General features: G+C 61.0%; 19 protein-coding genes. 11 read left to right on the top strand and 8 right to left on the bottom strand.

The window, feature by feature from the left end; genetic code table 11:
• Nucleotides 1-139: 139 nt before the first annotated feature.
• The 4 genes from BDE40_RS12580 to BDE40_RS12565 form a co-directional block, all read right to left on the bottom strand.
• Nucleotides 140-481, bottom strand: coding sequence for a DUF2853 family protein (locus tag BDE40_RS12580; protein ID WP_073144055.1), 342 nt, complete (start codon nt 479-481; stop codon nt 140-142).
• Between the two features lie 138 nt (nt 482-619).
• Complete coding sequence (locus tag BDE40_RS12575; protein ID WP_134015027.1) at nt 620-1,315, bottom strand: extensin-like domain-containing protein; 696 nt, start codon at nt 1,313-1,315, stop codon at nt 620-622.
• 30 nt (nt 1,316-1,345) lie between these two features.
• Nucleotides 1,346-2,731 (bottom strand): adenosylhomocysteinase, encoded by a 1,386-nt coding sequence (gene ahcY / locus BDE40_RS12570; RefSeq protein WP_134015025.1) that lies wholly within the window; start codon nt 2,729-2,731, stop codon nt 1,346-1,348.
• A 64-nt stretch (nt 2,732-2,795) separates the two neighbouring features.
• Nucleotides 2,796-3,110 (bottom strand): S-adenosyl-L-homocysteine hydrolase, encoded by a 315-nt coding sequence (locus BDE40_RS12565; protein ID WP_211342432.1) that lies wholly within the window; start codon nt 3,108-3,110, stop codon nt 2,796-2,798.
• A 74-nt stretch (nt 3,111-3,184) separates the two neighbouring features.
• On the opposite strand from BDE40_RS12565, the gene BDE40_RS12560 reads away from it, so the two are divergent.
• Entirely contained in the window at nt 3,185-3,775 is a 591-nt protein-coding gene (locus tag BDE40_RS12560; protein WP_134015023.1) for an HD domain-containing protein, read from the top strand.
• Nucleotides 3,772-4,245: a GNAT family N-acetyltransferase gene (locus BDE40_RS12555; protein ID WP_134015021.1), complete on the top strand. Its 474-nt coding sequence runs from the start codon at nt 3,772-3,774 to the stop codon at nt 4,243-4,245. Before BDE40_RS12560 ends, BDE40_RS12555 begins: the two co-directional genes overlap by 4 nt.
• Nucleotides 4,246-4,398: 153 nt before the next feature.
• On the opposite strand, the gene BDE40_RS12550 is transcribed toward BDE40_RS12555, so the two are convergent.
• Nucleotides 4,399-5,271 carry a LysR family transcriptional regulator gene (locus BDE40_RS12550; RefSeq protein WP_134015019.1) on the bottom strand — a complete coding sequence of 291 codons (873 nt, stop codon included), beginning with the start codon at nt 5,269-5,271 and terminating at the stop codon, nt 4,399-4,401.
• Nucleotides 5,272-5,375: 104 nt separating this feature from the next.
• On the opposite strand from BDE40_RS12550, the gene BDE40_RS18230 reads away from it, so the two are divergent.
• Nucleotides 5,376-5,540: a hypothetical protein gene (locus tag BDE40_RS18230; RefSeq protein ID WP_162848086.1), complete on the top strand. Its 165-nt coding sequence runs from the start codon at nt 5,376-5,378 to the stop codon at nt 5,538-5,540.
• Nucleotides 5,534-5,782 carry a DUF6552 family protein gene (locus BDE40_RS12545; protein ID WP_134015017.1) on the top strand — a complete coding sequence of 83 codons (249 nt, stop codon included), beginning with the start codon at nt 5,534-5,536 and terminating at the stop codon, nt 5,780-5,782. The genes BDE40_RS18230 and BDE40_RS12545 overlap by 7 nt, the downstream gene beginning before the upstream one ends.
• On the opposite strand, the gene BDE40_RS12540 is transcribed toward BDE40_RS12545, so the two are convergent.
• The 3 genes from BDE40_RS12540 to BDE40_RS12530 form a co-directional block, all read right to left on the bottom strand.
• Nucleotides 5,772-6,095, bottom strand: coding sequence for a hypothetical protein (locus tag BDE40_RS12540; RefSeq protein ID WP_134015015.1), 324 nt, complete (start codon nt 6,093-6,095; stop codon nt 5,772-5,774). The two genes, BDE40_RS12545 and BDE40_RS12540, sit on opposite strands and share 11 nt — an antisense overlap.
• A complete protein-coding gene (locus BDE40_RS12535; protein ID WP_073144075.1) occupies nt 6,095-6,649 on the bottom strand; it encodes an ActR/PrrA/RegA family redox response regulator transcription factor in 555 nt (184 codons plus the stop codon). The genes BDE40_RS12540 and BDE40_RS12535 overlap by 1 nt, the downstream gene beginning before the upstream one ends.
• 87 nt (nt 6,650-6,736) lie before the next feature.
• The gene (locus BDE40_RS12530) at nt 6,737-7,357 is read right to left on the bottom strand and encodes an SCO family protein (protein WP_134015013.1); all 621 of its coding nucleotides are present in this window, start codon (nt 7,355-7,357) and stop codon (nt 6,737-6,739) included.
• A gap of 96 nt (nt 7,358-7,453) precedes the next feature.
• Between BDE40_RS12530 and regB the strand changes: the two genes are divergently transcribed.
• From regB to addA, 7 genes are all read left to right on the top strand, one after another.
• Nucleotides 7,454-8,842: a sensor histidine kinase RegB gene (regB, locus tag BDE40_RS12525; RefSeq protein ID WP_134015010.1), complete on the top strand. Its 1,389-nt coding sequence runs from the start codon at nt 7,454-7,456 to the stop codon at nt 8,840-8,842.
• A gap of 65 nt (nt 8,843-8,907) precedes the next feature.
• The gene (locus tag BDE40_RS12520) at nt 8,908-10,476 is read left to right on the top strand and encodes a PAS domain-containing protein (protein ID WP_162848085.1); all 1,569 of its coding nucleotides are present in this window, start codon (nt 8,908-8,910) and stop codon (nt 10,474-10,476) included.
• A gap of 43 nt (nt 10,477-10,519) precedes the next feature.
• Entirely contained in the window at nt 10,520-11,050 is a 531-nt protein-coding gene (gene tsaE, locus BDE40_RS12515; protein WP_134015006.1) for a tRNA (adenosine(37)-N6)-threonylcarbamoyltransferase complex ATPase subunit type 1 TsaE, read from the top strand.
• Nucleotides 11,047-12,063: an aminoglycoside phosphotransferase family protein gene (locus tag BDE40_RS12510; protein WP_134015004.1), complete on the top strand. Its 1,017-nt coding sequence runs from the start codon at nt 11,047-11,049 to the stop codon at nt 12,061-12,063. The genes tsaE and BDE40_RS12510 overlap by 4 nt, the downstream gene beginning before the upstream one ends.
• A complete protein-coding gene (locus BDE40_RS12505) occupies nt 12,056-12,751 on the top strand; it encodes a nucleotidyltransferase family protein (RefSeq protein WP_134015002.1) in 696 nt (231 codons plus the stop codon). Before BDE40_RS12510 ends, BDE40_RS12505 begins: the two co-directional genes overlap by 8 nt.
• Nucleotides 12,744-15,659 (top strand): double-strand break repair protein AddB, encoded by a 2,916-nt coding sequence (gene addB / locus BDE40_RS12500; protein WP_134015000.1) that lies wholly within the window; start codon nt 12,744-12,746, stop codon nt 15,657-15,659. The genes BDE40_RS12505 and addB overlap by 8 nt, the downstream gene beginning before the upstream one ends.
• Nucleotides 15,656-18,994 carry a double-strand break repair helicase AddA gene (addA, locus tag BDE40_RS12495; protein WP_134014998.1) on the top strand — a complete coding sequence of 1,113 codons (3,339 nt, stop codon included), beginning with the start codon at nt 15,656-15,658 and terminating at the stop codon, nt 18,992-18,994. Before addB ends, addA begins: the two co-directional genes overlap by 4 nt.
• The last annotated feature ends 54 nt before the right edge of the window (nt 18,995-19,048 follow it).

Here is a 19,048-nt window from a genome sequence, read left to right as displayed (position 1 = left end):
TAGCGACCGCATCTCAACATTGCAAACAAACTATCCCCACAATTCGATCCCCATTTCGTTCAATTTTTCCATACCAGAAAAGCAAAACGCCCGCGCGAAGTCCGGCGGACGTTCTATCAATGCACAAGAGCGGCAGGGCTTAGCCGTACACGGACTCTTTGCTGAAATGCTTGGTCAGCATGTAGTAAACCACAGCGCGGTACTTGTTGCGTTCGGATTTGCCATAGGTCTCGATGACCGAGTTAATCGCTTCCATCAGCTGCGGGCTGTCGGACAGGCCCAGCTTCTTGATCAGGAAGTTGTTTTTGACGGTTTCCAGCTCTTCTGGCTGGCTACCGGCAACAGTCGATGCGTCCGCGTTGTAGATTGCAGGACCGCACCCGATGGTGACCTTTGTCAAAAGGTCCATATCAGGCGTCATGCCACATTTATTTTTCAGATCATCCGCATAGACAGCGATCAGTTCGTCACGTTTTCCCAAAGAAATATCTCCCACCAATGTTCGGGCGCATCAGGCCCCGTTTCAGGCCAGCAAACGGCCTTAGAGTGCACAATACTGGCTAAATCAGCCATTCCAAAGGAAAAAAGCCGCTACTTTTCCCCGCAGGCGGCATCAAGCCTAACGGCAGGTGCCCCAGCCCCTGTTTTGCAAATGAAAATGGTCTGCGTGCAGCGCGTTATAGTCGGGTCCCAGCACGGTGGAGAACCATTCACAGCACGCGTCGCGTATGTCGCGCAGGAAGGATTTCTCTTGCGGCGTGCCGTTCCAATCTGCCAGCAACTCGATCCGTGTGCCGTCTGCCAGCACAACCCCGCCAATGTCGATCGCTGCTGCCGTGGCGTGCTTGCTCATCCGCGTGCTGGAGCCACGAATGGCGCGGCAATTGTAGCTTCCGATATGGCGAAGCGCCGACACACCCTGCCCCAGATGCACCTGTGCGGCGGGCTGGATACCGTGCTGCTCCCACATCGCAAGTCTCAGGGCAGTTTCACACTCCGTCTCGACTGCTTGCAACCTTGTAGCACCCACTCCGGTCAGATCAACACGGTTGGCGATGCCGCACCGTGCGCTGGCCACCAACGGGGTCATTTCTTGGTAACGGCCCGCCTGTGCCAGCACGGTCAGGCACAGCTTCGGATCATCGACCACACGTCGCAGCTTGAAATGCGTCACCGGCGTCACAGGATCGGACACCACCAATTCACGCAGGGGATTCCATTCGCGCGGCACAGGGCTGCTCGGATCAGTAAACGCCCAGTAAACGCCAAACGCCACCGCAGCAAAAACCGCGATGGCGCTTAGAATACTCAGCAAGATGCGAAAAGTGGCGATAGTACCGCCCCCTTAGTAGCGATAATGCTCTGGCTTGAACGGACCGTCAGGCGACACGCCGATATAGGCCGCCTGCTCTGCGTCCAGTTTCGACAGCTTCACCCCGATGCGATCCAGATGCAGGCGGGCAACCTTCTCGTCCAGATGCTTGGGCAGGATGTAGACGTCGTTCTTGTAGGCATCGTTGTTGGTCCAAAGCTCCATCTGCGCCAGCACCTGGTTGGTGAAGGATGCGGACATCACGAAGGACGGGTGGCCGGTGGCGTTGCCAAGGTTCAGCAAACGGCCCTCGGACAGCAGGATCAGACGATGGCCATTCGGCATCTCGATCATGTCGACCTGTTCTTTGATGTTGGTCCATTTGTGGTTCTTCAGCGCGGCAACTTGGATTTCGTTGTCGAAATGGCCAATGTTGCCGACGATCGCCATGTCCTTCATCTCGCGCATGTGCTCGATGCGGATCACGTCCTTGTTGCCGGTGGTGGTGATGAAAATGTCAGCCGAGGACACGACGTCCTCCAGCAGCACAACCTCGAACCCGTCCATGGCAGCTTGCAGCGCGCAGATGGGGTCGACCTCGGTCACCTTCACCCGCGCACCGGCACCGCGCAAGCTAGCGGCAGAGCCTTTGCCCACGTCGCCATAGCCCATGACCACGGCAACCTTGCCCGCCATCATCGTATCCGTGGCGCGGCGGATGCCGTCGACCAGCGATTCCTTGCAACCGTATTTGTTGTCGAACTTCGACTTGGTCACCGAGTCATTCACGTTGATCGCAGGGAACGGCAATTGGCCTTTCTTCACTAGATCATAGAGGCGGTGAACACCCGTGGTGGTCTCCTCGGAGACACCTTTGATCTGGTCGCGCATCTTGGTGAACCAGCCGGGGCTGGCTTCCATGCGCTTCTTGATCTGCGCCTGAATGGCTTCTTCTTCCTCGGAGGTTGCTACGCCAAACGCTTCGCCACCTTCGATGCGGGCACCCAGCAGGATATACAGCGTCGCGTCGCCGCCATCGTCGAGGATCAGGTTCGGGCCGTCAGGGAACATGAAGGACTTGTCGAGATAGTCCCAATGCTCTTCCAGCGACTGGCCCTTGATCGCAAAGACCGGCACGCCAGCCTCGGCAATCGCCGCGGCGGCGTGGTCTTGAGTCGAGAAAATGTTGCACGACGCCCAGCGCACATCGGCACCAAGAGCCACCAACGTCTCGATCAGAACAGCCGTCTGGATGGTCATGTGCAGTGAGCCGACGATGCGCGACCCGGCGAGCGGTTTGCTCTCGCCATACTCGTCGCGCAGGGCCATCAGCCCCGGCATTTCGGTTTCTGCAATATCAAGCTCTTTGCGGCCGAAGGCGGCAAGGTTGATGTCTTTGACGATATAGTCGTTAGCCATTGTATCACGGTCCTCTTGGGAATTTGCGCTTCGCGTAACAGCTAAACGCCCCGATCTCAATGGGTCACGACCCTGAGGTGCCTTGTTCGTTGAGCAAGCCAGCCATCAGTGCGTCCGCATTCATACGCGGCGACCAGTTATCACCCTGAGCCAATGCGCAGCTTGTCCCGTTATCGTTGTAGCTTACCACGGTCCATGTCCCGCCGATACCGGATGCCCAAACGATTGTGCCGTCTTCGTCCATCACGGCAGGGGTTTCGTCATACCAGTCGACAAGTGACGCCTCCATTTCTTCCGTGGCCATGCAGACCACGTCATCCTGCGCGAACGCAGGCAAGGTGCTAAGAGCAAGTACAGCGGCAGTAAAAAGCGGTTTCATCGTTTTCTCCTTCGGGGGTAGAACGGGGAAACCGCACAGAAGTTCCGGACGATCACGAAAAGGTGGGCAGGCAGATGAAACAACCCAGAGCATGGCAGCGCATGTTGTCCGGTCGCAGGCTCGACCTGCTGGACCCAACCCCGATGGATATAGAGATCGAGGACATCGCCCACGGGCTGGCTTTTGTCGCACGCTGGAACGGGCAGACCATGGGTGAGTTCGCTTACTCCGTGGCGGAGCATTCCGTGCTGGTGGAACGCCTTTATTCCGAAGCAAATCCAAACGCGCCGGTAAAGTGGCAACTGGCCGCCTTGCTGCACGACGCGCCGGAATATGTGATCGGGGATATGATCTCACCGGTGAAAAATGCGGTCGGGCCGGGCTATGCGGAACTCGACGACCGGCTGACAGCCGCCATCCACCTGCGCTTTGGCCTGCCCGCGGCGATTCCGGTGGCGGTGAAAAAGCAGATCAAAAAGGCCGACAAGCTGTCCGCGTGGCTAGAAGCGACGCAGATTGCGGGGTTTTCTATTGAGGAGAGCAACAAGTTTTTCGGCGCGCCACGCGGCAGCATACCACTACCCGACAAGCTGATCCCTCGCCCGCCTATGGAGGTGAAGGCGGAGTTTCTGGCCCGCTTCAACGCATTGTCGGAGGCATTATGATCATCCGCAAAGTCGCCCCGCAAGACCGCGACGCGATCACTGCGATCCTGAACGAGGTCATCGCGATTGGCGGCACGACCGCTTATCAAAAACCGATTGAGCCTTCGCATTTCGACCGCTTCATTGCGCCCGAAAACGACCGGACGTTTCTGCATGTGGCCGAAGCAGATAGTGAGGTTGTGGGCTTTCAATGGATGAGTCCCGACAAAGACGGAATGGGCATCATCGCAACTTTCGCACGTCCCGGAACCGTGCAACGCGGCATTGGCTCGGCGCTGTTTCATCGGACGCTGAGGTGCTGTCGCGAGGCGGGATATACGCTGCTTGATGCAACGATCCGCGCCGACAACACCGGCGGATTGGCCTACTATTCCAAGATGGGATTCAAGGACCATTCCGTGACCCCCGCGGTGCCTTTAAGCGACGGAACCCCCGTGGACCGCGTCCACAAGCGGATGCACCTGAGGTAACCCATGGGTTACGCTGCATTGTAGCGAGCGTTAACCAGCTTTTGCAGGCCCGCAAGGCGATGGCTGAGAGTGCGTTTACACCTGTTTCGAGGTGGTTAATTCAATCAAATCAAAAAGCGGGTGTTTTTGATTTGATTAGCGTCGCGGCCAAATTCAGGCCGCCGCCGATTTCAGCCATCTGATGAAGGTTTTCAGCGCCTCCGACCGTGGCACAGGGCGGGTCGCAAGGTAGTATCCGAGCGTGGAAACCGGTGCTTCTTGCAGGCAGACAAGCGTGCCGCGTTGCAGGTCGCCCTCCACCATGGCGCGTGTCTGGATCGACAACCCCGCACCGCCGCGCGTCGCGGACAGAACCAGCGAATTGGTAGGCAGGTCGATGCTGGTGGTGCAGGACAGATCAAGCCCGACCTCCTCCGCCCAGACGCGCTGCTCCATCCGTCCGGCCTCGAACACCCATGGCAGGGAGCACAGGCCCAGCATTGTGGTGTCGTTCGTCTTAGCCGCCAGTTCGGGGCAGGCCACGACGACATAATTGGCATGGACCAGCAACTCCGCGTCCAGCCCAGCCCATTCACCGTGGCCGTAACGGATCGCAAGATCAAAGCCGTCGCGGCGCATGTCGACGACCGCGTTGGATGGCTGCAAGGCGACCTCTATATCGGGATGCTCTGCCCAGAACGCGCCGATGCGCGGCATCAGCCAGTTTTCGGCGAAGGTCGCGGTCAGGGCAACCTTCAGCGGTTGGTTCTGCTTTAGTGCGCGGATGTCGCGCACGCCACTGGCAATGGTCCCGAACCCCTCGCCCAAGGACAGCGACAAGGCCCGTCCCGCTTCGGTCAGCGCCATGCCGGTGCCTTCGCGGAAGGCCAGCTCCGCGCCGAACTCCGCCTCCAGCCCGCGCACATGCTGGGCGATGGCTGCATGGGTCACGTTCAACTCCCGCGCTGCCGCCGAGAAACTGCCGAGCCGCGCGGTGGCCTCGAACGCCTTGAGCGCCGACAAGGATGGGATGTCGCGCCAGTCCATCAAGTATATGAAAGTTGAGCTAACATATGTGAAATCATACTGACGTGCAGAGCAAAGGCAAGCGGTGCATGATGGGTCATCACTTCATAGAAGGACTATAACCCATGTTTAGCATCATCGCCGAAAGTATGCTCACAGCCATCCGCCGCCGCGCGGACTTTCCCGACCACCTCAAGGATCACGCCGACCGCTATATCCGCAGCCCCCGCGCGGCGCGGCGGGACGGCGTGTCGCGACGCTCCGAGCGGTACGGACGCGACCTATGGTAACGTCCACGCTCCGAGCGCTGGACCGTGAGGCCGCCACATTCGCCCTGAAATGGGCGGCCTCACTGGTCCAGATTGCGGGCTACGCCACGACCGCCTTCGGGATGGCGCCGCTGAACATCTACCTGTTTCTGGTCGGCCTGATCGGATGGTTCGCGGTGGGTGTTCTGTGGAAGGACCGCGCCATCATGCTGATTCACGCCGTCGCATTGGCGGCGATGGGGGCTGGGCTGCTCAGCAGCTAAGCCCGGCGCTGCCCGTCGCGTTGGTCCAGCCGCGGAACTCCCCTGCGGCGAAGACCAGCGCGGTGCCGTCGGACCATTCGACCTGTTGCACACCGCCCGCGCAATCGCGTGTTGCGGTGGGGCCGCGCCCGACCAGCTTCGTCATGGCAGGGATAGTGGAGTGGTCCGTGCGCCCGAAATCAATACGCTGCGCACGGTCGGACAGCTGAACACCGCCCGCGTCAAGCGTGTAGGAGATAGGCTCAGAGCGCGGAGAGTTAGGTGCCGCGGGCGCACAAGCGGCCAGCAGCAGAACTGCCACCAGCGCGCGCATTACTTGGGCGACCGCTTGGCAAGGATGCGTTGCAGCGTCCGGCGGTGCATGCTCAGCCGGCGCGCGGTCTCGGAGACGTTGCGGTCGCACAGTTCATAAACCCGCTGGATATGCTCCCAGCGCACACGGTCAGCGGACATGGGGTTTTCCGGTGGGGGCGGCAACTCGTCACCATTGGCCAGCAGCGCATTCGTCACGTCATTGGCGTCGGCGGGCTTGGACAGGTAATCCGTGGCCCCGATCTTGACCGCCGCCACGGCGGTGGCAATCGCGCCGTAGCCCGTCAGCACCACGATTTTGGCGTCGGGCCGTTTCTCTCGCAACACCTCGACCACGTCGAGGCCGTTCCCGTCGCCAAGTCGCAAATCAATCACGGCGTAAGCGGGTGGGCGGGCAGTGGCTATGGCGCGGCCCCCTGCAACGGTGTCGGCAGTTTCGGGGGCAAAACCCCGTTTTTCCATGGCACGGGCCAGTCGGCGCAGAAACGGCTCGTCATCATCGACAAGCAGCAGGGAATTGTCTTCGCCAATCTCTTTTAGCGCGTTGTCAGCCATGGCAATTTCCCTCGTTCGCAATTCATCTACAAGATGTAGGTCGCAAGCGAGGGCGCGTCAAACACTACTGCGGCGGCGTGACGCGGCCTAGCTGCTGGCGTTGACGTAGCACGCGACGGTGTCGGCGATCTGCTCTGGCGTGGATTCGCGGCGGAAGAATTCAACAAACCCTTTTTCCGGCAGCACCAGATAGGTGAAGGTCGAGTGGTCGACGAGGTAGTATTCCGGATCGCCGGTCTGCTTCTTGTAATAGGTTTTGTAGGCCTGTGAAGCGGCTTTCACCTGCTCCGGCGAGCCTGTCAGCCCGATCATCTTGGGATGCATCACCTCGGTGAACTCCGCCACGACCTCTGGTGTGTCGCGTTCCGGGTCGATGGAGATGAACAACGCCCCAGCGTCGATGCCACGTTCCGCCAACACATCCAGAGCCTCGGCGTTACGCGCGCTGTCCAGCGGGCAGACATCGGGGCAGAAGGTGTAGCCGAAATAGACCAGCGTCGGCGACGTGATTACATCGGTATTGGTGACGGTTGCGCCAGTTTCGCTCACCAACTCGAACGCACCCCCGATATCACCACCCGCCACGGCCGAGGACCGGCAGGACGCGAACTCGTCCTCGCCCCCGCGGTTAAATACAACATATGCGGCGGTCCCACCGAGCATGGCTATGACGAGTCCGATTGCAGTGGCTGAATAGATCTTGTTCATGGTCATGCTCCGCAGTGATATTAACGCTTCAGTTGATCCGCTATACAGCGCCATGTATCAATCTGCCATTATGACGCTGCACCTCACTTCTTCGCGATGGTAGATACCTCGCTTGGCCTTGCCACGGTGGGGACGCGCGGAGGCGTTGTCCGCCTTCGTACCCTCATAATTTTGCGATGGCTCGCTGTCTTCGGCCAGATTTTCGCCATTGGCGTCGCCAGCTTCTTTCTTGAACTGAAAATCGAGCTGGGCCTGTGCTTCCTGGCGATTGGCGCATCGGTCATCACCAACCTCGTGGCGCATTTCGTATACCCCGAGAACCGCCGAATGCCGGAGCGCGAGGTGTTGATCACCCTGCTGTTCGACATCAGCCAGCTTGCCTTTCTGCTGTACCTCACCGGCGGTTTGAACAACCCGTTTGCCCTGCTGATGTTGGCCCCCGTGACGGTGTCGGCCATGACGTTGCGCGCAGGGCCGACCTTCTTTCTGGGCGGGTTGGCCGTGGTTCTGGTCACGTTGCTGGCCTATTACTACGTGCCGCTGCGCAGCGACCTTGGCTTTGTGCTGCGCATGCCGCAGCTGTTTGTGGTTGGGTTCTGGGTCGCCATGGTCATTGGCATCGTGTTCTTGGGTATCTATGCCGCGCGCGTCACCGCCGAGACGACCTCCATGAGCAAGGCGCTTTTGGCCACGCAGATGGCGTTGTCCCGCGAGCAGAAACTGACCGACCTTGGCGGGGTGATAGCGGCAGCGGCGCATGAGTTGGGCACACCGCTTGCCACCATCAAGCTGGTCAGCGCCGAGCTTCTGGACGAGTTGGAAGACGCTGACCTGCGCGAAGATGCCGCCCTGATCCGCGATCAGGCAGACCGCTGCCGTGACATTCTGCATTCCATGGGGCGCGCGGGAAAGGACGACCGCCATCTACACACAGCGCCGCTCAGCTCTGTGATCAAAGACGCGGCGGAACCACATACCCATCGCGGCAAGACGCTGAATTTCAAGTTTGGACCGAGGCAAGGGGCGGATGACAAAACGCCCAATATCTACCGCCGCCCCGAGATCATCCACGGGGTGCGCAACCTTATTCAGAACGCCGTGGATTTCGCCACCTCTCAGGTCTGGGTCGAGGTGAAATGGAGCGACCGCGAGGTAATCGTGCGGGTTCTGGATGACGGACCCGGCTATCCGTATGACCTTTTGGGGCGAATCGGCGATCCGTTCATCAAACGGGGTGGCAAGCGCGAAAAAGACGCGTCGCGGCCCGAATATGAAGGCATGGGACTGGGACTGTTCATCGCGAAAACGCTTCTGGAGCGCTCTGGCGCGAGGGTGAATTTTGCCAACGGTTCCGACCGGCACAATCACCCGGGCAGGCCACGATACGGGGCGATTGCGGAAGTGATCTGGCCGACGGAGGCCATCGTGGAGGCCAGCGATGGCCCCTCCAAACCGCTGGGCGAAAACAAACCTATCGAGATTTAATCAACCCTTAATGAATCTAGTTTCAGTTCATCAGCAACCCGATGTCAGCATCAAAGGTGGCACTGATGGCAGATTTATTGTTCGAATTCGCAGCGACAATGGCGCTGGGCGCGCTGCTTGGGGCGATGGCCGTTTACTCCTTGTTGAGATTGACGTCTCCGCCCGAAAGCGCAGACAAGTCCCAGCTGGAATTCCGCTTCGAGAACCGCGAACTGGTCGGGGCTTGTCCGCGGGCGCGGCGCTCGCTCAGCCTCGAAGACCTGGACGAAGACGTTTACCACCAGCTGATTGACAGGCTGGGCAGAATTTTTCCCGACCTGCGGCAACGGCTCGACGATACCACCCTTCACAGCGCCAGTTTTACGCTGAGCGAAGCGACGCAAAACGGCCCCGCCTTACTCGATGTCGATGCGCATGGCGGCAGTTTGCGCCTGCGCCTGTCCGGAATTGATGCACCGTTATCGCGCAAGGTTCTGGTGGACAGCGACCAAGCTACCGCCGTCGCGGCCGAGCTTGCGGTTTTGCGCGCGGCGACCGAGACCGCACCCTTTTTGTCGTGGCGCGAAACGGCCGATGGGACCGTGGATTGGGCCAACAAAGCCTACACCACAGCCGCCGGAGAAGCCGACATCCCGCGCAAAGAAACATCATGGCCTCCAGCGCGCCTGTTTCATGGCGGGGCCGTTGCACAATCGGGCGATCAGGCCCGTCCCAAACGCTCCACGCTGATGATGAATTCGGGCGAGCGCAGAACCTATGAGGTCCTTCGCTACGGCAGCGGCAACGGGACGCTGAACTTTGCCCTAGATGTCGGCGCAACCATCAAAGCCGAAGAATCCCTGCGCAGCTTCATGCAGACGCTAACCCAGACCTTCGCGGCGTTGCCCATCGGATTGGCCATCTTTGACCGATCGCGCTCACTGGTCATGTTCAACCCCGCGTTGATGGATCTGACCAATCTGGAGCCAGAATGGCTGAGTGCACGCCCGACATTGTATGATTTCGTCAACCAGTTGCGCGAAAAACGGATGCTGCCGGAACGCCGCGACTTCGCCGACTGGCGCAAGAAAATAACGGAACTGGAGAAATCTGCCGAAGACGGCACCTATTGCGAAACCTGGACCTTGCCGACGGGCCAAACCTACCGCGTCACAGGCAGACCCCACCCCGAAGGTGCTGTGGCATTCCTGATGGAAGATATCACCGCCGAGATGAGCCTGACCCGCAAATTCCGTCGCGAGATGTCGATGAACCAGGCGCTGCTGGACCACCTGCCCGAAGCACTGGCTGTCTTTGCCGATGACGGTGTCATCACCATGACCAACGCCGCCTATGATGCCTTGTGGGGTACCGATCCCGAAGATGCGCTGGGCCAGCTCACGATCACCGACGCGACACGCCTTTGGCAGGCCAGCAGCGCGCCGAACCCGATCTGGGGCGATGCGCGCGACTTCGTCAGCCAGCGGGGCGACCGGTCGGAATGGACAGACACCGCAACGCTCGCAAATGGTCTTGTGGTGACCTGCCGGTTCCAGCCGTTGGCAGGCGGGGCAACGCTTGTCGGGTTCACACCCGCGCATCAAAGCGCGTTGCCGCCCCCACGTTCCACACAATTGGCGGCGATTTCTTCCTGATCACCGCTTGAAGGCAGGGCGGGTTGGCGTAAGACTGCATCATATGACGTCTCCCGCCCCATCCCGACACGATGCAGACACGCCGCGCTCCGTCTGGACCGCCGATCTGACATCGCCGGACGCGACCGCCACACTGGCCCGCGCGTTCGCTGCTATCGCGACGCCGGGCCTGTGCGTTTTGCTCGACGGCCCTGTGGGCGCGGGCAAAAGCTTCTTCGCACGCAACGTTATCCAGACCTTGATGGCGCAAAATGGCGCTTTGGAAGATGTTCCGTCCCCGACCTTTACGCTGGTGCAGACCTATGAGCTGGGGCCGTTGGACGTGTGGCATGCCGACCTTTATCGGCTGACAGATGCGGGCGAGCTGATCGAACTGGGGTTGGAGCAGGCCTTCGACACCGCCTTGTGCTTGATCGAATGGCCGGACCGCTTGGGCAGCCTGCGCCCGGATGGCGCGGTGGAGCTGACCCTGACGCCCGACCCCGATCACGAGGACAGGCGGCATGTCAGGATTGACGGCCCGACCGATCTGATCACCCGCTTGCCCAGCGCCATGGAGCCCCCCCCCGAATGACCCAGACGCGGCAAGAGCTGGCAGAGCGATTTATCGCCTCAACCGATTGGACCGGCGCAAATCGCACGCCCTTGGCTGGTGATGCGTCGAACCGGAAATATGACCGTGTGCGCAAGGACGGCCTGCCACCTGCGGTGCTGATGGACGCGGCCCCGGAACGGGGCGAGGACGTGCGGCCGTTCACCACCATCGCGCGGCATTTGTCCGACCTCGGACTGAGCGCGCCGATGATCTATGCAGAGGACGCGGCGCACGGGTTCTTGCTGATCGAAGACCTTGGCGATGACCTTTTCGCGCGTATGGTGGCGCGTCGACCGGACTTGGAAGGCCAACTGTACCAAGCGGCCATCGACGCGCTGATCGTGGCGCAAAATGCGCCGCCGCCACCCATTGCCCCCTATGACACTGACGCGATGGCGGTCACCGCGATGCGGCTGACGGACTGGTACCTTCCCCACGCGACCGGACATGCGGTTCCCGATGCGCTGGCGACAGAGTATGACGCGCTGGTACGCAACATGCTGGACCGCCTTATGACCGGCCCGTCGGTGATGGTTCAACGCGATTACCACGCCGAAAACCTGCTGTGGCTGCCGGACCGTGACGGCGCCGCCCGCGTCGGCTTACTGGACTTTCAGGACGCGATGCTGGGCCATCCGGCCTATGATCTGGCCTCCCTGCTCAAAGATGCGCGGCGTGATGTGGCGGTGGATGTGCAGCGAGAAATGCTGGCTTATTACATCGCGCAAACGGGGGCTGATGCTGAGGCGTTCACCGCGGCCTACGCCGCGTGTTCGACGCAGCGCAACTTGCGGATCATCGGCGGCTTTGCCCGCCTTTGCGTTCGTGATGGAAAGCCAAACTACCCCGACATGATGCCGCGCGTCTGGGACAATTTGATGGACGACCTGAAGCACCCTGCGCTTGCTGCGTTGCGCAGCTTTATCGACACGCATGTCCCTACGCCCAACGCCGCGATCATCGCCCGTATCAAGGCTGCCGCGCATGGTTAATCCAACAGCCGCAATGGTGTTCGCCGCAGGATTTGGCACCCGCATGGTGGCATTGACCGCGAACCGTCCAAAGCCGTTGATTGAAGTCGCAGGACGGGCGTTGCTGGACCATGCGTTGGACCTCACCACCGCCGCAGGGGTCAAAACGGTGGTGAATGCCCATTACAAAGCCGACATGGTTGCCGCGCATTTAAAGGACCGCCCGAACACCGAACTGCTGGTCGAGCAGCCGGAGATACTCGACACAGGCGGCGGATTGAAAGCGGCGTTACCGCGGCTGGGAAGCGCGCCGGTTTTCACGCTGAATTCCGACGCCATTTGGGCGGGGCCAAACCCGATCGACTGCCTGCACGCGGCGTGGCGCCCTGAGCAGATGGGCGCGCTGCTGCTGCTGGTTCCTTTGGAGCGTACGGTTGGCTACACCCGTGCCGGAAACTTCGCCACCGACGCGCGAGGGCATCTGACACGCAGCCGTAGCGGCATGGTCTATACCGGCGCGCAGGTGCTTCATACGGGCGGGCTTGCAAAGATCACCGAGGCAAGTTTCTCGCTGAATGTGTTGTGGGACCAGATGCTGCCCGAACAACGTCTGTTTGGCGTGGAATATCCGGGCTATTGGGCGGATGTAGGCACCCCTGACGGCATCGGGCTGGCCGAGCAAATGCTGGAGCAACATGCCGATGTTTGACCCTTCCCACCGCCCGCGCGTCTTTGCCCTGCCACCCGGTGTGGATTTTCCGGCGGCCTTGGTGCGCGGGTTGCGTGACCGTATAAAAGACGCCGCACCGCATGACTTGGCGCGGGTGGAGTTGTTCGTGAACACCGCCCGCATGCAACGCCGCATCCGCACATTGTTTGCCCGACAAGACGCCAGCTTTCTGCCCAAACTGCGGCTGGTCACCGATCTGGGGCGCGATGACATTGGCGCAAACCTTCCCGACGCTGTGAACCCGCTGGTGCGACGGCTGGAACTGGCGCAACTGGTGCGCAAGCTGATCGAAGCCGAACGCGACTTTGCTGCCCGCGCGCACACGTTTGATCTGGCAGACAGTCTCGCCGCATTGATGGAGGAGATGCAGGGCGAAGGCGTGCATCCCGACACGCTGGGGCAACTGGATGTGGACCGCCACTCCGCCCACTGGGAACGCAGCCAGAAGTTCCTGAAACTGGTGACCAAGTTTTTCGCCTCCGACGCGCCGCTGAATGCCGAGGCGCGGCAACGTGTCGTGGTGAACCGGTTGATCGCACGATGGGCGGACACACCCCCAACGCATCCGGTGATCATCGCGGGCTCGACTGGATCACGCGGCACCACGCGATTGCTTATGGAGGCGGTCGCGAAGCTGCCGCAAGGCGCGTTGGTTTTGCCCGGGTTCGACACTGATATGCCTGAAACCGTGTGGAACCAACTGGACAATGATCTGGCCAGCGAAGACCATCCACAATATCGGTTCCATGCCTTGCTGCGCGCGTTGGATCTGACAAATACCGGTGTGCCGCTTTGGGATGACACCCCACCCGCGAGCGCGGGACGGAATGCGTTGGTGTCGCTGGCCTTGCGACCTGCCCCTGTGACCGACGAATGGCTTCTAGAAGGCCCTAAACTGCAGAATTTGACTGCGGCGACCAGCAATGTGACCTTGATCGAAGCCCCCACCGCCCGCCACGAAGCGCTCGCCATTGCGTTGCGTTTGCGAAAAGCGGCAGAGGACGGCCAAAGCGCCGCGCTGATCTCTCCCGACCGGATGCTGACCCGTCAGGTCACCGCCGCATTGCAACGCTGGGGGATTGAGCCTGACGACAGTGCGGGCATTCCGCTGCCTCAAACGCCAAGCGGGCGCATTTTGCGTCAGACGGCGGAACTGATGGGGCGCAAACTGCCCTCGGACAAGCTGCTGGCCTTGCTGAAACATCCATTGGTGGCATCTGGCGAGCGCGGCGATCACCTGAAACGCACCCGCGATCTGGAGCTTGAGCTGCTGCGGGGCGGCCCGCCCTTCCCCACCCGTGACGAGGTTTTGGAATGGGCCGAAAAGCGCAAATCCGATGAAGGCATCCAAACATGGGTCGCGTGGATTTGGGATGTGCTCGACGCCCTGGCGAACTGCACGACCGCCCCCCTGCCGGAACTGCTGGAAAGTCACATCGCATTGACCGAGCAACTGTGCGGCGCGGCGATGTGGGACAAGCCCACTGGCGAAGAGGCGGCGAAAGCTGTGAGTGAGTTGCGTGAAGCCGCCAGCGCTGGTGGCGAGATGTCCTGCACCGATTATGGCGACCTTGTGCATTTTGTCCTGAACCGCCACGAGGTGCGCGACCCGAACGCCCCGCATCCCGGCATCATGATCTGGGGGACGTTGGAAGCGCGGGTTCAAGGCTCTGACATGGTGATCCTTGCGGGGTTGAATGACGGCATTTGGCCGGAACTTCCCGGCCCCGACCCGTGGCTCAACCGACAGATGCGACGCGATGCAGGGCTTTTGCTGCCGGACCGTCGCATCGGGTTGTCGGCGCATGATTTCCAGCAAGCGATTGCGGCGCCGGAAGTCTGGCTTACCCGCGCCAAACGCAATGCGGAGGCCGAAACGGTGCCATCCCGCTGGGTCAACCGGCTGACCAACCTGTTGGGCGGGCTGGAAGACGAAGGGAAACCCGCCTTGGATGCAATGCGTGGGCGTGGTGCCGAATGGGTCGCACTCGCCGGGGCACTGGATACGCCGCGCGGAGATTTACCCCCCGCCAAGCGCCCCTCCCCGATACCGCCGCTGACAGCACGTCCGAAAAAACTGCCGGTGACGCAGATCGAAACGCTGATCCGCGATCCTTACGCGGTTTATGCCCGCTATGTATTAAAGCTTCGCCCGCTGGATGCGCTCCACGCCTCTGCCGATGCACCGCTGCGTGGGTTGGCGCTGCATGACGTGCTGGACCGCTTCATTGACGAAACTTCAGCGCATTTGCCGGATGACGCGGTTCAAAAACTGGCCGATTTGGCCGAGGAAGTCTTCGCGGATATGGTGCCTTGGCCCGCGACCCGCGCCATGTGGCAAGCGAAGCTGGAGCGGGTCGCACCATGGTTCATCGAGACGGAACATCTGCGCCGCCAATATGCCCGCCCGCTGCTGCAAGAGGAGCGCGGTGCGGTGAAACTCGACGGGCTCGACTTTACGCTGGAAGGCCGTGCCGACCGCATTGACGAGGCCACAGACGGCGCGCTGTTCTTGTATGACTACAAAACCGGCTCTCTGCCAACGAAGGCGCAACGAGAGCACTTCAACAAGCAGCTTCCGCTGCTGGCGGCGATTGCTGACAAGGACGGCTTTAACGGTATAACACGGCGTAAAGTCGTTGGTGCCGACTATATCGGCCTGGGCTCCGCTGCAAAACAGGAGGGTGATCGCTTCGAGTTCGGTGATCTGGACAAAGTTTGGGAGGAGCTGACCGCATTGATCAGTGCCTATCTAGAACCGGACAAGGGATTTTCCTCCCGCCGCGCGGTGTTCGAGACCCGTTGGGAACAGAATTACGACCACCTCGCCCGCTTTGGCGAATGGGACGAAACCGATGAGGCCGTTGCACAGGAGGTGGGCCAATGAAGCGGGACGCGGCCACACAGGCGCAGGTTGCGGCAGCCGACCCGAAGGCATCGACATGGCTCGCCGCCAATGCGGGATCCGGCAAAACGCGGGTGCTGACCGACCGCGTGGCGCGACTGCTTCTAGACGGCGTGCCGCCACAGCGGATTTTGTGTCTAACCTATACCAAAGCGGCCGCGTCCGAGATGCAGAACCGCCTGTTCCAGCGCTTGGGCGACTGGGCGATGATGCCTGACGCCGCGTTGCGCGACAGCCTGACAGCTTTGGGCGCGGAAGACATCGCGCCGGACGTGCTGTCGGAGGCGCGTCGGCTGTTCGCCAAGGCGATCGAGACACCGGGCGGGCTGAAAATACAGACCATCCACTCGTTCTGCGCGTCCTTGTTGCGGCGGTTTCCGCTGGAAGCTGGCGTGTCTCCGGCGTTTACCGAAATGGACGACCGTGCGGCCAAAGCCTTGCGCGAAGACGTGATGGAAGAGGTCGCATTACAAGACTCCGACGCCATGGCTGCCTTCGCGCAGCATTTCAGCGGGGCTGAAGTGGACGGGTTCCTGCAAGAGTTGCTTGGACGCAAGGAGCTGTTTGACAGTGCCGCCACGGACGCCGACTTGCGTACTGCAGGCGGGTTGGGTTCAGGCGTGACCGAAGCGGTTGTTTTAGAGTCTGTATTCCATGGGAATGAAGCTGCGCTGCTGCGCGATGTGGCGGCCGTGCTGCAAAGCTGCACGGGCAAGAGTGACATGCAGCTGGGCCAGAGTTTGGCCATGCTGGATTGCTCCACCCCAAGCTTGGCGCTGCTGACGCAGTTGGAAAAACTGTTCCTGTCAGCGTCCGGAAAATCGGAAGGATTGCCGAAGCTACATCCACCGACAAAAGGCGCGAAAGAGGCATTTGGAGCCTTGTTAGACCCTTTTGATGCCCTTCGAATGCGCGTATCCGAGGCGCGACCGATGCGGCAGGCTTTGGCTGCGCACGCGCGCAATCTGGCGCTGCATAAATTTGCGCAGGCCTATCTGCCTCGGTTGGACTCCCACAAGCAGTCCCATGCATGGCTGGATTTCGATGACCTAATTTTGAAAGCCCGCCGGCTATTGACCGATCCAAGCGTCGCGGCGTGGGTGCTGTTCCGTCTGGATGGCGGGATCGATCACATTCTAGTGGACGAGGCGCAGGACACCGCCCCGCGGCAATGGGACGTGGTGCGCTTGCTGGCGCAGGAATTTACCGCCGGACAGGGCGCGCGGGCCGAGACGGAGCGGACGATCTTTGTGGTCGGCGACCAGAAGCAGTCGATCTACTCGTTCCAAGGGGCGGACCCCGACGCGTTCGAGGCGATGCGCGCCCATTTCGACGAAGCCCTGACCGCCATCGGGCAGCCTTTGCAGCGGCAGGACTTGTTGCACTCTTTCCGGTCTTCCAAGGCGGTTTTGGGTCTGGTTGACGCCAGCTTCACCGGCGATCTGATGCGCGGCATGGGCGACCGCGTGGAGCACGTAGCCTTCAAGCAAGACCTGCCCGGACGGGTCGACATTTGGGACTGGATCGACGAGACTGAAAAGGCTGAAAAGAAGGACTGGTTCGATCCGGTCGATACGGTGGGCGACGACCACCACTCCGTCATTCTGGCGCGTCAAATTGCGGCGACGATCAAGGACCGGCTGCTGCACGGCCAGATCACCGAGGTGAAGCGCGTGGACGGGCGCGACGTGCAGCAAACCCGCCGGATCGAGGCGGGGGATTTCCTGATCCTCGTGCAGCGCAGATCGACCCTGTTCCACGAGATTATCCGCGCTTGTAAGGATGCGGGCCTGCCTATGGCGGGCGCGGACCGGCTTCGGATCGGGGCGGAGCTTGGGGTCAAGGACCTGACCGCGCTAATGCGCTATTTGGCGACGCCGGAGGATGACTTGTCGCTGGCCGCGGTGCTGCGATCCCCTTTGTGCGGATTATCGGAAGGGGAGCTATTCGACCTTGCCCATGGCCGACCGAACTACCTGACCCGCGCCTTGGAGGACCAGAAAGGCCGCTTCCCGCAAGTGACCGCCATGCTGCGCGATCTGCGCGACAGCGCCGACTACCTGCGCCCCTATGATCTGCTGGAGCGTGTTCTGACCCGCCACAATGGCCGTGAAAAACTGCTGGCGCGGCTGGGGATCGAGGCCGACGAAGGCATCGCCGCGCTGCTGGATCAGGCGATGGCGTATGAACGCGCGGACATCCCGTCGCTGACGGGTTTTCTGGAATGGCTGGCCCGCGACGAGGTGACGATCAAGCGCCAGATGGACAGCGCGGGCGACGCCATTCGGGTGATGACGGTGCACGGGGCCAAGGGGCTGGAAGCGCCGATCGTGATTTTGCCGGATACGGGGCAGGTCAGGAACTCGGTCCGCGACGATGTGCTGAACCGCGACGGGGTGGCTCTGTGGAAGGCCAAGTCCGAGGACCTGCCGCCTGCTCAGGTGGACTTGACCGACGAGATCAAGAAACGCCAGCGCGAGGAGCGGATGCGGCTGCTTTATGTGGCGATGACGCGGGCGGAAAGCTGGCTGATTATCTGCGGCGCGGGCAAGCCTGCTAAGCTGGAAGATGGCGGCTGGTACGCGGTGGCGGAGGCCGGAATGGCTAAGGCGGAAGCTGTGGACGGGCGGCTGGAGTATTTGCAATGGCCCGAAGATCTGCCCCGCCGCGAGGCCGAAGCGAAACCCGAACGTGCGGCCCTGCCCCCTTGGGTGGAGACCAAAGCCCCGACCGTCGCGCCAACGCCAGAGCCGATTTCACCGTCCAAATTTGAAGGGGCAAAGGCGCTGCCCGATCCGAGTGGCGCAGCCTTGTCGGAAGATGATGCCAAAGCGCGGGGTACAGCACTGCACCGCTTGTTGGAGCATTTGCCCCATGCGGCTGACCCGATGGATTTGGCGAACCGCGTGGGTCGGTATGGCCCGAATGAGGAAGACCTGTACCCGTTGGCGCAGGCGGTTCTGGGCGATCCGTCCTTGGCCCATATCTTCGCGGATGGCACTTTGGCGGAGGTCACATTGACCGCAAAGCTGCCCTCGCTTGGCGGGCAGGTGGTATTAGGCACGATCGACCGGTTGATCATCAAAGACGATCGAATCCTTGCCGTGGATTTCAAGTCCAACGTAGTCGTTCCTGACACAGCAGAAAAAACACCGTCTGGCGTTTTGGCGCAGATGGGGGCCTATTTGGAGATGCTGGAGCAGCTCTATCCGCAAAAATCTGTAGAGGTGGCAATCCTTTGGACGCAATCCGCGCGGCTTATGACGCTCCCGCACGACATCGTGAGGTGCGCACTGGTCGCAGCCCATACATCTTGACGCGCGGGGCGGGGCTACCTAGGTTCCAACCAACGCAATTCTCATTCAGTTTGG

It is taken from the genome of Litoreibacter halocynthiae (genome assembly GCF_004365635.1).
Classification (GTDB): domain Bacteria; phylum Pseudomonadota; class Alphaproteobacteria; order Rhodobacterales; family Rhodobacteraceae; genus Litoreibacter; species Litoreibacter halocynthiae.
This window is presented reverse-complemented; position numbering and strand designations above follow the sequence as displayed.